Annotated in this window: 17 protein-coding genes; 12 read left to right on the top strand and 5 right to left on the bottom strand. The window is 44.5% G+C overall.

Annotation, left to right across the window (positions count from 1 at the left end; translation table 11 throughout):
* Nucleotides 1–267: 267 nt before the first annotated feature.
* The 4 genes from C6H04_RS06650 to C6H04_RS06660 all read right to left on the bottom strand — a co-directional run bounded on the left by C6H04_RS06650 (nt 268) and on the right by C6H04_RS06660 (nt 1,857).
* Nucleotides 268–741, bottom strand: coding sequence for a hypothetical protein (locus tag C6H04_RS06650; RefSeq protein WP_104732695.1), 474 nt, complete (start codon nt 739–741; stop codon nt 268–270).
* Nucleotides 726–1,010 (bottom strand): hypothetical protein, encoded by a 285-nt coding sequence (locus C6H04_RS07950; protein ID WP_158653826.1) that lies wholly within the window; start codon nt 1,008–1,010, stop codon nt 726–728. Before C6H04_RS07950 ends, C6H04_RS06650 begins: the two co-directional genes overlap by 16 nt.
* Nucleotides 947–1,492: a hypothetical protein gene (locus tag C6H04_RS06655; protein ID WP_104732696.1), complete on the bottom strand. Its 546-nt coding sequence runs from the start codon at nt 1,490–1,492 to the stop codon at nt 947–949. Before C6H04_RS06655 ends, C6H04_RS07950 begins: the two co-directional genes overlap by 64 nt.
* A gap of 173 nt (nt 1,493–1,665) precedes the next feature.
* A complete protein-coding gene (locus C6H04_RS06660) occupies nt 1,666–1,857 on the bottom strand; it encodes a hypothetical protein (RefSeq protein WP_104732697.1) in 192 nt (63 codons plus the stop codon).
* A 374-nt stretch (nt 1,858–2,231) separates the two neighbouring features.
* Here C6H04_RS06660 and C6H04_RS06670 point away from each other — a divergent pair, with 374 nt between their 5' ends.
* From C6H04_RS06670 to queF, 9 genes are all read left to right on the top strand, one after another.
* Entirely contained in the window at nt 2,232–2,777 is a 546-nt protein-coding gene (locus C6H04_RS06670; protein WP_104732698.1) for a hypothetical protein, read from the top strand.
* A 211-nt stretch (nt 2,778–2,988) separates the two neighbouring features.
* The gene (locus C6H04_RS06675; protein ID WP_158653827.1) at nt 2,989–3,309 is read left to right on the top strand and encodes an SEL1-like repeat protein; all 321 of its coding nucleotides are present in this window, start codon (nt 2,989–2,991) and stop codon (nt 3,307–3,309) included.
* Nucleotides 3,297–4,334, top strand: coding sequence for an SEL1-like repeat protein (locus tag C6H04_RS06680; RefSeq protein WP_104732700.1), 1,038 nt, complete (start codon nt 3,297–3,299; stop codon nt 4,332–4,334). Before C6H04_RS06675 ends, C6H04_RS06680 begins: the two co-directional genes overlap by 13 nt.
* Entirely contained in the window at nt 4,324–5,355 is a 1,032-nt protein-coding gene (locus C6H04_RS06685; RefSeq protein ID WP_104732708.1) for a tetratricopeptide repeat protein, read from the top strand. Before C6H04_RS06680 ends, C6H04_RS06685 begins: the two co-directional genes overlap by 11 nt.
* Before the next feature lie 463 nt (nt 5,356–5,818).
* Nucleotides 5,819–7,813 (top strand): methyl-accepting chemotaxis protein, encoded by a 1,995-nt coding sequence (locus C6H04_RS06690; protein ID WP_233711879.1) that lies wholly within the window; start codon nt 5,819–5,821, stop codon nt 7,811–7,813.
* A gap of 280 nt (nt 7,814–8,093) precedes the next feature.
* Nucleotides 8,094–9,908, top strand: coding sequence for a methyl-accepting chemotaxis protein (locus tag C6H04_RS06695; RefSeq protein WP_104732701.1), 1,815 nt, complete (start codon nt 8,094–8,096; stop codon nt 9,906–9,908).
* 108 nt (nt 9,909–10,016) lie between these two features.
* The gene (locus tag C6H04_RS06700; protein ID WP_104695666.1) at nt 10,017–10,265 is read left to right on the top strand and encodes an RNA-binding S4 domain-containing protein; all 249 of its coding nucleotides are present in this window, start codon (nt 10,017–10,019) and stop codon (nt 10,263–10,265) included.
* Nucleotides 10,266–10,286: 21 nt separating this feature from the next.
* The gene (gene ileS / locus C6H04_RS06705; protein ID WP_104732702.1) at nt 10,287–13,097 is read left to right on the top strand and encodes an isoleucine--tRNA ligase; all 2,811 of its coding nucleotides are present in this window, start codon (nt 10,287–10,289) and stop codon (nt 13,095–13,097) included.
* Nucleotides 13,090–13,530: a preQ(1) synthase gene (gene queF / locus C6H04_RS06710; protein WP_104732703.1), complete on the top strand. Its 441-nt coding sequence runs from the start codon at nt 13,090–13,092 to the stop codon at nt 13,528–13,530. The genes ileS and queF overlap by 8 nt, the downstream gene beginning before the upstream one ends.
* Nucleotides 13,531–13,608: 78 nt before the next feature.
* Here queF and C6H04_RS06715 read toward each other — a convergent pair whose 3' ends face one another.
* Nucleotides 13,609–14,121 (bottom strand): flagellar FLiS export co-chaperone, encoded by a 513-nt coding sequence (locus C6H04_RS06715; RefSeq protein ID WP_104732704.1) that lies wholly within the window; start codon nt 14,119–14,121, stop codon nt 13,609–13,611.
* 117 nt (nt 14,122–14,238) lie between these two features.
* Here C6H04_RS06715 and C6H04_RS06720 point away from each other — a divergent pair, with 117 nt between their 5' ends.
* The 3 genes from C6H04_RS06720 to hemE are packed head-to-tail and all read left to right on the top strand — an operon-like array spanning nt 14,239 to nt 17,238.
* Nucleotides 14,239–15,549, top strand: a complete 1,311-nt coding sequence (locus C6H04_RS06720; protein WP_104732705.1) for a M99 family carboxypeptidase catalytic domain-containing protein — start codon at nt 14,239–14,241, stop codon at nt 15,547–15,549.
* Entirely contained in the window at nt 15,546–16,229 is a 684-nt protein-coding gene (locus C6H04_RS06725; RefSeq protein WP_104732706.1) for a 3-methyladenine DNA glycosylase, read from the top strand. The genes C6H04_RS06720 and C6H04_RS06725 overlap by 4 nt, the downstream gene beginning before the upstream one ends.
* A complete protein-coding gene (gene hemE / locus C6H04_RS06730; protein ID WP_104732707.1) occupies nt 16,216–17,238 on the top strand; it encodes a uroporphyrinogen decarboxylase in 1,023 nt (340 codons plus the stop codon). Before C6H04_RS06725 ends, hemE begins: the two co-directional genes overlap by 14 nt.
* Nucleotides 17,239–17,526: the final 288 nt, after the last annotated feature.

Here is a 17,526-nt window from a genome sequence, read left to right on the forward strand (position 1 = left end):
CCATAATGCTCACAAAACCCCAGCACCGCTACAATGAAGTAACCCCATGCTCTGGAGCAAAAGCATTATTCTAAAATAGAAAGGGGTAGGGAAAACAAACATAAGAAAAACCTGGATACCGGTGCGGGGCTAGAATAGCCTCGCTTAGCACGGATAACGCTACAATGAAGTAACCCCATGCTATAACCCCGACACCACCACGATAAGTAGCCCCATCCAAAAATTGGGCGTTAAAGTGGGTGCGCAAATCCTTAAAATTGCTAGAGTTTAGGTATTTAAGCTTAGAGAAACTGGATAAAATGGGACCGATAGGCTCAAGTGAGGGCGTGCCAATGCGCCCTTGCGAGGGTTTAAGAGACTTAATAGAATCTCCGAACTTGCCCTGTGATTCTCTCTGTTGGGGCTCACAATCTTGCTCGAGACAAAAACTGGGGGCTTCTCCCCTGCAAGCGAGACTTCTTTTGATTGGGGTTTTGCTTCTAGGGGGGCGATCTCTTGGATAATGCGCATGAAAAATTGCGCAAAAAGTTCGTTTTTAGCCTTGCCTAATTCCTTGGCATAATCGCTTGCGGTTTTTGAGAGCGCTACTTTGGCCTTGTTTGTGCCCGTTTTAGAAATTTGGGTTTTGCTTCCTGCCTCTGCATAGGGCGGATTGATGTAAATGATCAGCTTGGAGCGTTGTTTGGAATCTTTTAGGATGGCTTGTAAACTCTGGGGCAATTTACTCAGAGGGTCTTGCAAAAAAAATCAAATTGGAAGATATTTTCGATCAAAAGGGCTAACTGCACTTTGCTCGCTCTTGCTTTCATGATCTCTACATCGTTTTTATCTAGGGTGCTGGCATAAACATTGCTCGGGTTGACAAACCCCACTAATAAATTGCCCGTGCCCGCTGCCAAGTCCCAAATAGTATAGTCGTTTTCGTACTTGTCGCCTAAAATCCTTTCTAAATACCTCTTGGATTTCTGCGCCCATATCTTGGGAGTGTAAACGCCCCCTTGTATTCCCACACCTCTTTTCCGACTAAAAGGTCGCGTCTTTCCAAAATGAAGTCTTGGTAAATGGGGGCAGGCGGGCGTTGGTAAACCTTCCAAAACTCTGTGTGCGCTTGTTGGTTATTTTTAAAATCCGCCCGCGTGATGTATATCAAGCCCTCTTTAATTTCTCTATTGAACTCGTAATGATCGCCCACTAAGCGGGTATTTAGCTCTAAAATGGTTTGGTTCTTGTCGCTAAGAAGATCGGCTAAGTAAAAATCTACATCTAAAATCTCTGCTTTTGCCATTTTGTCCCATGCAATGCTGATGGAGGGCTTGACCTGTTTGCGCCATTTTTTTCTAAAAATCTCCTTAAAATTCAGCGTGTCTATGGGCGTAACAAGGCTGGGAATAGAATGCAAGGACTGGATAAAGTTTTGAAACTCGGTTTCCTCTGTAGCGTATGTAAAGCTCCTTAAATGCGCCTCTAGGAGCGGGCTTAAGCGCGCCTCCACTTCTTTAAACTCTTTAGAGCGGGTGTTGCTAGGAGCAAGGGTGTAGGTCTTGCCCCCTAATTCTTTTCAAAGCGGTTCTAGCTTATCTGTGGCGACCACATTGAAGCGCACAGCATCAAACGCGCCTAAAAAAGGGGCTAGGCGTGCTCGGGGGCGTTGCAATAAAGTTAAGACTAATTGGGTGAGTGCCTTTTTGGATCGTAGACCCCTGCTTTTGCCTCCGCCCAAAGTAGGGGTCTGGGGAGTTGCTTTTTAGGGGCGTAAATGTGGAAATCGATTTGATCTCCACTGCAAATAAACTCTTTAAAATAGCGTTCTCTGATGGCATTTTTGAGGGGCTCTTCAGCGAGGGTGGAGAAATCCATGAAACTTCTTAAAGTTTTAAGGGTATTTTGTCCAAATTGCGCGTAAAATCCTTAGCTTTAGCTATGGGGAGTATGTCAAATTCTCAGGGGAAGATTGTCATAGTCTATGGGTTTTTTAGCCATAAATGCTCCTTAAAATTTCTTGCTATTGGTCTTGTTGAGGATACCTTGCGCAATCTTCTACATAATTTCGCTAATAGTAAAAAATGGTAACGATTTTTGGTGCCATTAAGCATCATTTGTTCCAATTCATCTTGGGGTGTTAATTTAGAGTGAGTTGGCATGTCCTAAATGAAGATTATTGTCTAGCAACAATCTAAAAAATACTTTATACTACTACCAGTCGCCCATTTCCAAACTCACCAAGGATTTTAATGGATAAGCTGTTTGATAAACAAGCCATAAAACAAACTTTACATGCCGCCAATATTTTTTTGTTTGCCTTAATCGCGTTTTACATCGTTTTTATTCACGATGATTTACGCGCACGGGGAATTGATATAGTTTTATTCACAATGTGCCTTAAGATGGGTTCTGTCATTTTAGCGTTATGCCCTAATAAACGCATCTCTTTAGGGCTTATTGCTTTAGGATTTGTGCTATGTTATTTTCCCTCTCCCCCTCCTCCAAGATACATGGGAGCAATCACATTTAGTGTAGGAGCTCTCATCCTTTGGGCATATATTGGTGATAAAAAATGGTGGCTTTTTCCCATTCCACTTTTAATCACTATTACTCTTACCTTGCTTAAGTTGTATAAGTGGGATGCATTCATGTTAAAGGCCACGTTGATGTACTATGGCATTTTACTTTTTTGCATGCTTTGCACTTATCCCATTAGAAACGCGCATTGGTTTTTGCGCTGTTTGGTGGCGATATTTGTTTTGTGGTTTCTCTTTTTTAAAATGGTGTTTTATTAAATAGACACCCCTAAGGAGAGTTTATAAACTCACAAGATATAGCTCCGTAGAACACAAACTAACCATAGTGAGCTTGCGAGCGATACCTGAAGGGTAATGGTTGATTTATAAACTAACCATTTGCTGGCGCAAACCACTCGCAAGCTCGTTTGGTTGTTTGTTGCTCAAGCGCTGCGAGGGCTTTAGAGAATGCGTTAGAAGGGGTAGAGATTTGTCTCAGGGTTTCTTTGGGCTTGCTCTTGTGATCTCTTGCATGCTCTACACAACAGCCTGCGCATTGGATCGCGAAGAGTTTCACGCTAATTGTAATGATACTAATCACCTCAAATTCTCCATCCAAGCAGAAGCCTACGAATATGGCAGAGGGGTAACTAAGAACTTGAAAAAGGCACTTTATTACTACCAAAAAGCCTGTAAAATAGATTGGAGGTGGGCTATCCATGAGGATTGCGCTAAGGCTGAACACCTTAAACAGGCGATAATCCTAACTCTAAAACCAAGCATTAAAGGAGTGCAGGTATGGTTAATGTGATTAAAGCGGTGCTAGTGAGTGCGCTGGTGTTAGTAAGTGTGCATGCTCGAAGCGATCGGGATAGAGATTACGCCATCGCAAAGGATAATCTCTATTCTACAACCATGCTAAAGGCTTTGGAGTATTTTAGCAAACTGGCTAAAGAGGGGGATGCTAGAGGGTATAAGGGCTTGGGAGATGTGTATTATTTTGGTGGCACAGGCGTGGAAAGCGATCTTAAAAAAGCCTTCCAGTATTACCAAAAAGCTGCCAAAATGGGGAATGTGGGAGCGTATGTAAAATTGGCAGGTTTTTATGAGTGTGGCTTTAAAAGTGGTGATTTTATGGTCGCTAAGAATCTCCCAAAAGCCCTAGAATACTACCACAAAGCTGGGAAAATGGGCAATTCTAAGGCGTATTTGGAGTTAGGCTCTACGTATGACTTTGGCAACTGTGCGCCAAAGGATATTAAAAAAGCTCTCCAGTATTACAAACAATCTGCACTAATGGGCAATGTTGAGGCGTGTATCATCTTGGGGGGCATGTATAGGTCTGGTAGGGATGTGTCCAAGGATGCACAAAAGGCTATAGAATACTACCAAAAAGCTGGAGAGAGTGGTCATAAACATGAAATTGGGGAGATTTTCGAAGCAAGAGATGGGTATCTTGCCATAGCGGACATGTATTTGATAGGGGAGGGTGTCCCCCAAGATGATCAAAAAGCCCTAGAGTATTACCAAAAAGCTTACCATAGCAAGGCTGATGCTTATGAGGCTTTAGGGAATGCTTACAGAGATCATGGCACTCGAATGACTTGGAATCTGCCTGCTTCTGTAAGAAATATCCCCAAAGCCCTGAAGTATCTTAAAAAGGCAGCAGAATTAGGAAGTATGGACGCTAATACTAGTTTGGGAGATATGTATAAACGGGGCGAGGGTGTCCCAAAAGATTATGACAAGGCCGTGGATTATTACTGGAAGGCTTGTGATTTGGGCGACTCGGGCTCTTGCGATGAAGCGCGAGGAAGAAGCTATGATGGTGATTGAGGTTGGGGTGGCTAGACTTGCAAGCATGTTAAAGATTATACTACTTTGGATGTGTTGCTTAGGGGTAATGCATGCCAGCGATGCGGATACTTACTTTGCCCACGCCATAAGGGCTTGGGAATATGAGGACGCACACACAGCTAAGATCTATTTTTCTAAACTGGCAAAAATGGGAGATAGACGGGGGTTTAGCGGTTTGGGCATGCTCGATGTCAATTGGTGGGATTATGCAGGCTTTATAGTTCCGGATAGAAGAGAGATATATCGAAAGGATCGTGTCAAATACAAAGAAGCGCTCCAATACTTCCAAAAGGCTGCAGACATGGGCGACGGGTTAGGGTTTTTTGGGCTAGGGTATATGTATTTTTGGGGACATGGGGTCTTAGAAGATAAAACAAAAGCCCAACAATATCTTCAAAAAGCCTGCCAAATCTGGGAAAAGGAAGGCAAAGAGGGGAATGTGCAAGCCTATGTCTTTTTGGGGAGATTGTATGCAGGACAGCTACAATATAAGGTGCCTGACTTTTACAACGATCCTCAAAAATCCGTTGCTTACTTTAAAAAGGTGATGGAGATGGGGGATCCTAGGGGGTATTTTGAGCTAGGCGAGTTTTATAATCAGAAAAAAGAAGAAGCGCGCGAAAGCAAAAAGTTTCAAAGCGCATGGGAGTATGAAGAAAAAGCAGAGGAATATTACCGAGAGGCAGCAGATCTAGATTATGCGATTGCTTATTATCGTTTGACGAGGTTTATACACAATCGCGACAGCATCCATGAATACCTCCAAAAATCCGCGGATATGGGGTATGGGACGGCTTGTTATGAACTAGGCTATGAAGCCTACAATTGGGATCGAGACACACAAAAAGCCTTAAAATATTTCAATAAAGCTTGCACGATGGGTGATTACGAATCTTGTTACCTTGTGTATTATATCACGGGGAAAAAACCCGCTAAACCTGTGGAACCCGCTGAACCTATGGAAAAAGGCTTTTGGGATTGGTTGCGGGATTTGTTTTAGGGGGTGGCATGTTTAAGAAAGATGTTTAAAGTGTAGTCAGTCTATGGGTGTTTGCGCAGACTAAGGGTTGATTGTATGAGCTCTAGCTCTGACATGGTAGAAAATCCCATTTGGTTGAAAGCGGTGGTGGTATTAGATTATGCTCGAATAGACATACAACAAAACCTATTCGCTCTATCTCTCTAGTAGTAAAACAAAGACTTTTAGACATGCCCTAGAACAACATAATGTCCGTTTGGCAGGTGTATGAATATTTCGTGAACTGCCCCTCCCTAAAGGGAGGAGCTTCCTAACTAACATAAACGCATCGCATTGAGGAATGTCTTGGAACGCAATCTCTGTGCGAAATCTCTCTTGTATTAAGAGATGGGCTAGCAACTAGAATTTTTATTTTGTAGCAGCTTTACATTTACTCTATTTTGCCTTTTCTAATCTAAAATGGCGTCTTTGTTAGGAGTCTTTGTTGGGCTTGTTAAATAGTTTAAAGCTGCAAAGCAAGATTGTATTGATAATCTCTATTCCTATGATTGCCCTTCTGCTCTTCATGTTCTGGCAGTTGCGCAACACTTATAGTTTCTTGGTGCGCAATAAGGATTTGGCGCGCCAAATTGAGGTGTCTAAATACCTATCCTTATTGGTGCATGAGATGCAAAAAGAGCGAGGGATGAGTGCGGGTTTCTTGTCTAGTGGGGGAGTGCAATTTGCTAGAGAGTTACAAGAGCAAAGACGATACACAGATACAAGACTAAAACAGCTTACAGAATTTCTAAACTCTACTGTGCATCTAAATTCTGGTTACACACATGTTTTGCAAAAGGGACTTAATCTTTTAGCCAAATTGCCCCAAGTGCGCAGTGCCATGGAATCTAGGGATAAAAAGGCGATTGTGGATAGCGCGGTTACATACTTCACACAGATCATTGATATATTCCTTGATACCGTCTTACAATCCATTAAAATAATCCCTAATGCCCACATCTCTGATGAAATGATGAGTTATATTAATTTTCTTTACGCTAAGGAGATGTCCGGACTGGAGCGGGCCACGGCTAATCGAATTTTTATCGCAAATGCCCCCGCTGATCCCCAATACGCTCACTTCATCGCTCTATTAGCCAAGCAAGGAGTCTTTGAAAAATTTTTCTTGTCCTTTGGGGACGCGCAGAGCGTGGCGCTATTCCATCGTGTTTCCAAAGATCCAAGTTTTAAGAATGTGGAGACGATGCGTCAAAGATTGATGGAAAAATATCTCGTAGGAGGTTTTGGTATTGAGCCTTCGGTTTGGTTTAACACTATCACCAAGAAAATTGATTTACTGAAACAGGTTGAGGATGGTATCAGTGCTAATGTTGCAAAGCTCACTGCCATTGAAATCACAGAATACACCCATTATTTTGTGTTTCTAGTAATCTGCGAGGCATTACTAATTATTGTCACGACAGTATTATCCTTCTTAGTAGTGCGCAATATTTTCAGGAGATTGCAAAAAGTCAATAAGGCACTAGGGCACATCGTAGACAATAAAACTTTCACTGATAAGATTACTATTACCGCCAATGATGAAATAGGTTTGATGACCAAGTCCGTAAATGTCTTCATAGAATACATGCGAGACACTTTGCAAAGAATCTTCAAGGAGGTGCAAAATAATACGGCCATCTCTAAGTCTTTAAGCACCATTTCTCTTGACTTGGATTTAAATTCTAAACAAATTGAACAAATCAGCCATCACAACACAGATCTAAGTCATTCTAGCCGACAAATATTGGATTCGAGTATGGCGGTGTCTATTTCTACTAAGGAGCTTCTGGAGGGCGTGTTAAAGAATGTGTCTGACACTAAAGCGGCGGTGGCTGTGATCGATGAGCATGTCCAAGGTAATATGGCCAATGAAGAGAATAATGTTGTGAAAATGCAGTCTTTATCCACAGAGGCGCAAAATATACAAAGTGTCCTAGATGCGATCACAGACATAGCCAAGCAGACGAACCTGCTGGCGCTCAATGCGGCCATTGAAGCCGCACGCGCGGGTGAGCATGGGCGGGGTTTTGCTGTGGTTGCTGACGAAGTGAGAGCTTTAGCTGAGAGAACTCAACGCAATATCACAGAGAGCGAATCCATTGTAAAGCATATCCTAGAATCCATTGCTAAGATCAATCAAGAGAGAAAAGATAATCTCATATTGATGCAGACCTTAGTCCAACGCTCAAGTCAAATGCAAGATCATGTAAACCATCTCTCTAGCACCATCACCAATGTAGTGGACCAGTCTCTCATGAATCTGAACAATATTAATAGAATAAACGAGCATACTGCAAGTGTCATTGAAAATGGAGATAAAATCGCCTCATGTGTGCAGGATTTACTCAAGATCAACGACTCCATGCAAAAATCCTCTCATGAACTCAATAAACAAACTATCGATTTGAATGACTTCTTGAGCGTGTTTAAGGTTTAAATCCAAATGCTCTTGCGATTTTGACATGCTCCCCATGGCTAAAGTTAGGGGCTTTAGAGCGTAAGGCGTAAGTATTTTAGTACTACAATAACGCATGCATGGCATAGGGCAGGTGGTGTGCCAGGCTACGCTCTTAGGGATTGATGTGTAGGGACCTGTGGGAAATGAGTTGAGGTGCTAAACGCGCCTTGCTGTGGGTAATATCGATCAAGGAGACCTGAGTGGTGTTTGGGACTCCACTTGGCATGATCGCATGAACAACGCTGATGAAGGCATTTTGATGAAGCAGAATGAAAGAATCTCTCCACACCCCGTGGACATAAACTCTGAAAATAACGCTCCTAAACACTCCTTTTCCTTAGGAAGACAGATCATCGCCCTATGGTTACTGACAATCGTATTGATAGTTACCATCTTACTCCTCTTTATGCAAAATAATCAAGAAACACTGGGTCGTGTCAATAAACTCATCGATACTGACTTACAACGCATGCTAGGAGAAAAGCTCAAATTGTCTATAGATGCTACAAGTTTTCACATCTCTCGCGCTACTCAAGATGCTCCCACATTAGAAGCTAAAAAACAAATGGCTATCAACATGCTCAAGGGTTTTCGTTTTGAACAAGATAAGTCGGGGTATTTCTTTGTCTATGACAAGTATAGCCCCGTTTATACTGCTAATCCCAAATACCGTATAGGTGTTAGCATGGAAAATATTAAAGACAAAAATGGTGTACCCTATATCAAAAAGCTCTACGAAATCGCTATGGCTGGGGGTGGTTTTGTGTACTATGTCTCACCTAAGCCTCTTCCCGATGGCAATGCACGCTACACCCAAAAAATTTCCTATGCGCAAAAAATCGAAGGCATGCCCAATTGGTGGGTGGGTGGAGGCGTGTATATGGATAATGTGTCGCAACGCACGCGGATGATTACGGGGCAAATCAGCCGCGGTCTTAATGATAAATTTTACCTCTATGTGGCTATTGTGTTGCTCTTTTTACTCACCGTAGTGGTTCCTCTCTACTATCTTTTTTACCGCAAGATCACCGGAGGTATCCGTGCGCTAAACAAGGGCCTTAAGGATTTTTTTGCCTTTGTCAACTATAAGGACGCTAATGTGCCCGAGGCGATTGCCCTGCGCTCAAGAGATGAACTAGGCGAGATGGCATATGCACTCAATCATAATATCCAAGAAGCTGTGCAGCACCTACAAGCCGATCAGGCCCTCTCCAAGGAGGCGCTGGTGGTCTTGGATGGTGCACGTACGGGAGATTTCACGCGCAATATCCACTCGCGTGCCATCAATCCAGAACTCCAACACCTAGGCATCAATCTCAACGATTTTTCTAACTTTTTGAGAACGATTTTTTGCAATATTTCCAACACTATCGAAACTTATTCCAACAACGATTTTAGAGAAAGCATGAGTACGGCCCATTTACAAGGTGGCTTTTTGCAACTGGCCAATAACATCAATACTTTGCAAGCGAGCATTGTAAAATCACTGAAACACTCTTTAGATGTGGCTCATGCGCTCTATCAAGAAACCCATCATCTCAACGAGAGTACCCACAGTCTTCAAGACGCATCACAACAACAGATCAAATCCTTAGAACAAACCACAAGCGCGTTGGATAAAATTGCCGATTCCATGCATAATATCAATCATAAGAGTCAGGAGGTGATGGAGCAATCTGAGGGGATTAAAAACATGGTGCTCATCATTAATGAAATTGCCGATCAAATCAGTTTACTCGCACTCAATGCAGCTATTGAGGCCGCACGGGCGGGCGAGCACGGGCGGGGCTTTGCTGTGGTGGCCGATGAAGTGCGTAAACTGGCTGAGCGCACCCAGAAATCGTTAGAAGAGATCGAATCCAATACCTCTGCACTCACACAGTCTATCAATGAAGTTGCCAATGCCATTGAAGCACAAACCCATGGCATCACCCAGATTAACACCGCCATGGAAGCCCTAGAACAGACCATGGTGCACAACACGAAGATTGCCACCACTTCCTCTACAATCAGCGAAAATGTGCAAAGGATTGCCCAGAATATTTTAGATGAAGCCAATAGTAAGAAGTTTTAAGACCCCAGAGCTTTCATTGAAGCGCGACTAAAATCTATTAACATTTTAAACTTCCAAAAGTCTCTATACTCTTATTCCAAATTTAGGCATAAAATGCTATAATGACGCATGCGTATTGACAAATTTTTAAATGCTACTAATATTACCAAAAGACGCGCAATCGCTTTGGATATGCTTAAAGAGGGTGTGGTGCGCTTGAATGGAGCACCTATCAAACCTAGTAAAGAGGTCAAGGTGGGCGATGTGATCCAGCTCACCTATTTGGATCGCTCCAGGTCTTACCGCGTGTTAGCCATCCCCACGCTTAAAACCATTCCTAAAGCCCAAAGCCATTTGTTTGTGCAAGAATTAGAATAAATCCCAATAGAAAGGTTTTTGATGCAAGATTATAAAGACAGCCTCATCCTCCCCCAAACTTCTTTCCCCATGAAAGCTAATGCCATTGCTAATGCTCCTAAGCTCTACGCGCGCTGGCGTGAGCAAGCGGTGTATGCCCACATGTTAGACAAACGCCAGGACGCTTCAGAAGGTTTTATCTTGCATGATGGCCCCCCCTATGCTAATGGACACCTACATATCGGGCACGCACTCAATAAAATCTTAAAAGATGTGATCGTCAAACACCAGTATTTTCTAGGCAAGAAAGTCGATTATGTCCCCGGGTGGGATTGCCATGGCTTGCCCATCGAGCAACAAGTCGAAAAAGATTTTAAGGACTCCCAGCACAGACTACCCCCAGAGCAACGCCACACTCTCAACGCCCTAGAGTTTCGGGATCGTTGCTACCAGCATGCCCAAAAATTCATCGGGGTGCAAAGAGAAGAATTTTTGCGCTTGGGTGTGGTGGGAGACTATGAAAAGCCCTATGAAACTTATAAGTACGAGTTTGAGGCCAGCATCTATGAAATGCTCTGCATTGCCGCCCAAAAGGGCTTGCTCAAGCAACGCTTTAAGCCCGTCTATTGGAGTTGGGCGTGCCAAAGTGCGCTGGCTGAAGCGGAGGTGGAATATAAAGAAAAACAATCCGATTCGATCTTTGTGAGTTTCCCCCTCCAGCCTGCCAGCGCGCAAAAACTCGCCCAAGAGGCGCATTTTAGCACGCAGGAGTGTCCTCAAGAATTTGCCCTTGTGATCTGGACCACCACCCCCTGGACTCTAGCAGCTAATGTGGGAATCGCACTTAAGCCTAAGACCACTTATGCAATTACCTCCAAAGGGCATGTCATCGCGCTTTCTCTAGCCCAAAAATTGCTGGAGAAAGGCATTTTAGAGGGGGAAATTGTAGGGAGCTTTGAAAGTGAGTTGTTAGAAAAGGCTTTAGCAACCAATCCTTTAAACCAACGCGATTCGGTGGTGCTCTTAGGCGATCATGTCAGCTTGGAGGAGGGGAGTGGCGCGGTGCACACCGCCCCCGGGCATGGTGAAGAAGACTACCATTTGTGTTTGCGATATGATTTAGAAGTTTTGGTGCCCGTAGATGATTATGGGCGTTACGACGAGGAAATCTTGCGCAAGAAGCTCTTGCCTGAAGAGTTTTTAGGCCAGCATGTGCTCAAAATCCAGCCCAAAATCATCGAGTTGTTGGGCGATTCTGTGTTGCACCATAGCACTATTACCCACTCCTACCCGCATTGTTGGCGCACGCATGAGCCCATTTTATACCGCGCCACCACGCAGTGGTTTATCATGATGGATGTGCCCTTTTTACAAGAAGATGGCAGTCATAAAACCCTGCGCCAAGTTGCCCTAGAGGCGATTGAGGATGTCGCCTTTTACCCCAAACAGGGAAAAAACCGCCTCAAAGCCATGCTAGAGCAACGCCCCGATTGGTGTGTATCCAGGCAGCGCAACTGGGGTGTGCCTATGGCGTTTTTCTTAGATAAACAAACCCAAGAGCCCCTACTAGAGGAAGCGGTCTTAAAGCACATCTATAACATCTTCAAAGAAAAGGGTTGTAATGCGTGGTGGGAGCAGAGTGTAGAGGAGCTTTTGCCAGCACAGCTCAAGCACCTAGCCCCTAATTTAGAGAAAAACACCCATATCTTAGATGTGTGGTTTGATAGTGGGAGCACTTTTAAGGCGGTGTGCGAGGAACGCTTGGGGGTTTATCCTAGCGATTTAGTGCTAGAAGGGAGCGATCAACACCGCGGATGGTTTCAAAGCTCTCTACTCTTGAGCTGTATCAAGCACTCCCGCGCGCCCTTTAAAGGCGTGCTCACACATGGCTTCACCGTGGATGCTAAGGGGCATAAGATGAGCAAATCTAAGGGGAATGTCTTTTCTTTAGATGAGGTGCTCAACACTTATGGCAGTGATATTTTGCGCCTGTGGGTGGTGATGAATGATTACCAAGATAATTTGAGCGTTTCACATGCTTTCTTTGCCCAAACTGCTGAAGGATATAAAAAAGTGCGTAACACCCTGCGCTTTTTGCTGGCTAACACGGCTGGGTTAGAGAGCTTAACCCCTCTGCAAGATTTAGGCCTAGTGGATCGCTGGATTTTAGCCCTCAGCTCAAAGGTCTTTGCCCAAGTGCAAGAACACTTTAAAGAATACGACTTTGTCAAGGGCTTGCAAAAGCTCTTTGCCTTTATCGCCAATGATCTAAGCGGAATCTACATGGATATCTGCAAAGACAGCCTATATTGCGATGCCAAAAATGATCCTGCTAGGCGCGCGATTCAAACAACCATGCTCTATTTAGCACACCATTTGAGCTTTGCGCTCGCTCCCATTCTCACCTATACCATTGAGGAGGTGTTAGAACATGCCAGCCCTCTATTTAAAGAAGTAGCACTAGCAGGGGGCGGTGTCTTTGATCTTAAAATGCCTTTCTTGTTTGAAGGGACGCAAGCCCAGAGCGTGCTCGATCAATTTGAACGCCCCTTAGAGTTGCGTGCGCGCTTTAGCGAGGCACTAGACGGACTTAAAAAGGACAAGCAGGTTAAAACCTCCCTAGAGGTGCAAATTTACTTTAAAAACCCCCAGGATTTGGAATTTACCCATTATGTGGAGTGGCTCATGGTGAGCGCCGTAGGCGTATGGGAGGGCAATACAGAGGGCATGTTATTAGAAACCCCCGATTTTGTTTTAGCACGCGCCTCTTTAGAAAAATGCCCGCGTTGTTGGCGTTTCCTAGCCCCCCAAGACGATCTTTGCGGGCGTTGTGTTGAAGTCTTGCATGCTTGAGAGTTTGAGTCATTTAGGGGGTAAAACAAGCTATCCTATCACCTATAGCCCCCACCTGCTGGAGGCCTTTGACAACCCCCACCCGGGGCAGGACATTTTTACTTGCTTGGAGAGCCAAGAGTTTACCAGCCTCTGCCCCATCACCGCCCAGCCTGATTTTGCGCGTGTGCGTATCGCCTATATCGCGCATTTAAAAATGGTAGAGAGCAAATCGCTCAAGCTCTATCTATTTAGTTTCCGCAATGAGGGGGTTTTTGGAGAGGATTGCGTAGGTAAGATTTTAAACGATTTGGTTGCCCTTTTAGAACCCAAATACCTAGAAGTGCAAGCACACTTTAGCGCACGCGGAGGGATCACCATCACCCCCTTTGCTAATTATGCCACTTCTAATTATGCGGACTTTAAGCAACAGAGACTACTAAAGTTTTTTTAGGTTAAATAAAACAACATTCGCACGCTAAGACTGCGGATGCCACCCATCCTCTCCTTAGCAATGAGTGGTTTCAGTCCCTTAAGAAGTCTTCATAAGACTCGATAAAACATCTTTGTCGAAGTGAGGTGTATTGAGTGTGGGGGGTTTTTGGAAAACCTGCTTGCTGGCCACACTCTCTTGAATCGACGCCAGAGCGTCTTTGATCTGCACTAACCCCTGCTCCAAGCTTTGGCGCATCGCCACTAGGCCCTTTGATTCAAGTAATTCCAAGGGGTGGGGTATTTGGATTTGCAAGGGCTCTTGGGAATCTAAAATAATCTGCAGGCACATGCCAAAGAGGCCCTGCTCTTTAAAACGCGCTTTCTGCACTACTTCTTGCATGCTTTCATGAGCATCTGACTCTAACTTGAGGAGTTTTTGGCAGGCAATCTGCAAGGTTTGCAACGCCCCAATGCTCTCATTAAGACCCTTGATCTCGCGATTAAAGTTTTGGATTTTGCTAGTCTTGTGCTGAGTGTCTAAAATGCCCAGATCGGCGGGGTCAATCGCACCCAAGTGCTTTTTGAATACTTCTAACATCTTTTCTCTCATAACGCATCCTTCTAACAAGATAGAATATTTCAAGCATTTTTTATTCCTTTTTTTGTGGAGCGATCCCTCAGCTTTTTGGATATAATGGCAACCTTACCTTAATTCAAGAGAGCGCTTATGAGACCTTTGTTGCTATGTTTGATGCTTGTATTGCCATGTTTGGCTCAGGCGGAAAAGTCCGTCCATGTGGTGAAGAAAATTGGGGATCAAAAAGGACCTACACTTTTACTCATGGGGGGCATTCAGGGCGATGAACCCGGAGGGTTCAACACCACTAATATTTTCTTAACACATTATAAAATCTTATCGGGTTCCGTGTGGGTAGTGCCCGTGCTCAACAAGTATTCGATGCTTTTGAACCATCGGGGAGTTTACGGTGACTTGAATCGCAAGTTTGCCTATTTAAGTCCTAATGACCCAGAATATCCACTCATCCAATCTATCAAACACCTCATCACAACCCCAGATGTGAATGCAATCTTACACCTGCATGATGGAAGCGGGTTCTACCGCCCCCGCTATGAAAGTGCCTTGCTCAATCCGAGGCGTTGGGGTAATTCTTTCATTATCGATCAAAATGCCTTGACCCATGTAAATTTTGGCGACCTCAAGGATATTTCTTTGAAGACCACCCAACACATCAATACCCACTTGCTCAAACCCTTGCATCGTTACCATATCCATAACACACACACAGCCAGGGGCGATAAGGAGATGGAAAAAGCCTTGACCTATTTTGCCATCAAACATGACAAACCCGCTTTTGCCAATGAGGCCAGCAAGGAGCTCTCTCTAGCCCAGCGCGTTTATTACCACCTCTTAGCTGTAGAGGGCATGTTACAAGAATTAGGCATTCGTTATAGCAAGGACTTCACTCTGACCCCTCTAGCGATCTATCGCCTCATCAATGATCGCACGCTTCAAGTAACCCTCAACCGCAACACCACTCTGCCTCTCTATGGATTGCGCGATCATTTGAGGTTTTTCCCTTTCCCTAAAAACGCGTCAATCCATCAAATTCCTTTGGATTCGCAAAGCTACATCTTGGGTTTGTTGCCTCGCAAAAATCAAGTGTGGCTCAAATATGGCAACAAATTAATGACTCGTTTTGTACCCGAATACATGCCCTTTGATTATAGCCTTAAAGACATTCACATAGAGATTGACAACAAAACTCAACAGATTGCTTTGGCGAGCATTGTCAATGTGAAGGGAAGTTTCAAGGTACTCCCCAAAAAGGGGTATCGTGTGAATATTATCGGATTTTCTCGACCCAATGAGGGGGATAAACCCAATGAAGTAGGAGTGAAAGTTGCCCGTCGCGATCTCGCCTCGCGTTTTTCTGTAGACACAAGTGGGCGCATTTATCGCGTGGAAGTCTACAAGGGCAATGCCTTTTGCGGTATGGTGTTGGTACGCTTTCTTTGAATCGCGCCTTTCACATTCTTAAAGCCCTAAAAGCTTTAAACCTACTTAAAAACGCTCCACCCCTGTGGTGGCCCAGTGCGGGGAGTTTTGAAGTAGTGGTGGGGGCAATTCTTACGCAACGCGCCCGATTTGAAAAGGTGCAAAAAAGTTTGGATCAACTTAAAAATACAGAGATGTTGAGTTTAGACCCCGATCGAAGCCTACACAATTTATCTCATATCTCTCAAGAAGACCTAGCCAAACTCATTACACCCAGCGGGTTTTACCAACAAAAAGCGCATTATTTGATCGCCTTAAGCCAACACATTTTGGAGGATTTTAAGACCTTCGCAAGTTTTCAAGTGGAAGTAGACCGAGAGTGGCTCTTAGTCCAGAAAGGGATTGGTTTTGAGAGTGCGGACAGCATTTTAAATTACGCTTGTTTGCGCCCCGTGCTGGTGGTTGATACCTATACTTATAGACTACTCGCTTCCTTGGGGGTAGAGTTAGAAGACTACCATGCCATGCAAGAATTTTTTATGCGTGGCTTGCAAGAAAACTTAGAAGCCACTCTAGCCCTCTACAACCACCAACTCGATTTAGCTAGTATCTATGCCCGCCTGCATGGCAAGATTGTAGAGTGTATGCGCGCTAAAATCGACCTTAAACCCTACTTAAAGGATGAATATGATTTTTATTGACGCATGCTTTAGAAAACCCACCCCCTACACCCCCATTTGGCTGATGCGCCAAGCGGGGCGCTACCTGAGCGAATACCAAGAAGTGCGCAGACAGGCTAAGCATTTTTTAGACCTTTGCGCTAATGTTAAGCTAGCCACAGAAGTAACCCTGCAGCCCATCGAAATTTTGGATGTAGACGCAGCCATTCTCTTTAGCGATATCTTACTCCTGCCCCACGCCATGGGGTTACCCCTAGAATTCCTCCCCAATATGGGCCCTAAATTCTCACGCACCATCACCAACCTAGAGGACATCCAAGCCCTAAAACCACAGGCTCACCAGCAATTAGGTTATGTCTATGAGATTATAGCTAATGTGCGTGCGCAGTTGGATAAATCTAAGGCCTTGATCGGTTTTAGTGGTGCGCCTTGGACTTTAGCCACCTACATGATCGAAGGGCAGGGGAGCAAGACCTATCAGCACTCTAAAAAATTGCTCTATGGCCAACCTCAGGTTTTGCACGCTTTGTTGGAAAAACTCAGCGCTGAACTTATCGCCTATTTGTCCAAGCAGGCAGAGGCGGGGGCAAACGCGCTCATGCTCTTTGATTCTTGGGCGGGCGCGCTGGAGTTAGAAGCCTATTTAACCTTTGGCTGGAGCTATATCCAACAGATCACCCACGCGCTTAAAGCCAAGCACCCCAATGTTCCCCTAATTATCTTCCCTAAGGGCGTTGGGGCGTATTTAGGGCATTTGAATGGAGATTTTGAGGTATTTGGCTGTGATTGGGGCACACCCTTAAAGATGGCACAAGAGATTTTAGGGGATCGCTATGTCTTGCAGGGGAATTTGGAGCCTGCGCGCCTTTACAGCCAAGAGGCGATGATTCAGGGAGTGGAGCGCATTTTGAAAGTGATGGGCAAAGACCCCGGTTTTATTTTCAACTTGGGGCATGGCATGATTGCAGATTTACCTCGTGTACACGCTTTGGAATTAGTGCACCTGGTGCGTGAGAAAAGTCGGCGTTGATAGGGGCTTTTGACATGCTCTAAGCTCAAGCTAGGGAATTTTAACCTTAGCAGAGAGTCGTGGCTTCAAGTAAGATTGTTCTGTTTAGAGTCTTATGTTCCCTATTTTTGATGTCCCAATCCCCAGGCTAATTTATGCAATCCTTAAGCACTTCTTTATTTCCCCCCCACCCCAAACCCCTAGCTTTGACTAGGCGGATAGTTAGTGCCTGCTCTTTGAATACTCATACTCTATATCTTCCGCAGAAGGCGCGCCTTTGGAAGTGATCAAACAATACATCGCCAATCA

The organism is Helicobacter salomonis (assembly GCF_900197775.1).
In the GTDB taxonomy this organism is placed as follows: domain Bacteria; phylum Campylobacterota; class Campylobacteria; order Campylobacterales; family Helicobacteraceae; genus Helicobacter; species Helicobacter salomonis.

Excerpts from the sequence above, each read along its gene's own strand:
- C6H04_RS06660 (WP_104732697.1), bottom strand. The coding sequence starts at position 1,857 with ATGGATTTCTCCACCCTCGCTGAAGAGCCCCTCAAAAATGCCATCAGA.
- C6H04_RS06670 (WP_104732698.1), top strand. The coding sequence starts at position 2,232 with ATGGATAAGCTGTTTGATAAACAAGCCATAAAACAAACTTTACATGCC.
- C6H04_RS06680 (WP_104732700.1), top strand. The coding sequence starts at position 3,297 with ATGGTTAATGTGATTAAAGCGGTGCTAGTGAGTGCGCTGGTGTTAGTA.
- C6H04_RS06685 (WP_104732708.1), top strand. The coding sequence starts at position 4,324 with ATGGTGATTGAGGTTGGGGTGGCTAGACTTGCAAGCATGTTAAAGATT.
- C6H04_RS06695 (WP_104732701.1), top strand. The coding sequence starts at position 8,094 with ATGAAGCAGAATGAAAGAATCTCTCCACACCCCGTGGACATAAACTCT.
- C6H04_RS06700 (WP_104695666.1), top strand. The coding sequence starts at position 10,017 with ATGCGTATTGACAAATTTTTAAATGCTACTAATATTACCAAAAGACGC.
- ileS (WP_104732702.1), top strand. The coding sequence starts at position 10,287 with ATGCAAGATTATAAAGACAGCCTCATCCTCCCCCAAACTTCTTTCCCC.
- queF (WP_104732703.1), top strand. The coding sequence starts at position 13,090 with ATGCTTGAGAGTTTGAGTCATTTAGGGGGTAAAACAAGCTATCCTATC.
- C6H04_RS06715 (WP_104732704.1), bottom strand. The coding sequence starts at position 14,121 with ATGAGAGAAAAGATGTTAGAAGTATTCAAAAAGCACTTGGGTGCGATT.
- C6H04_RS06720 (WP_104732705.1), top strand. The coding sequence starts at position 14,239 with ATGAGACCTTTGTTGCTATGTTTGATGCTTGTATTGCCATGTTTGGCT.
- hemE (WP_104732707.1), top strand. The coding sequence starts at position 16,216 with ATGATTTTTATTGACGCATGCTTTAGAAAACCCACCCCCTACACCCCC.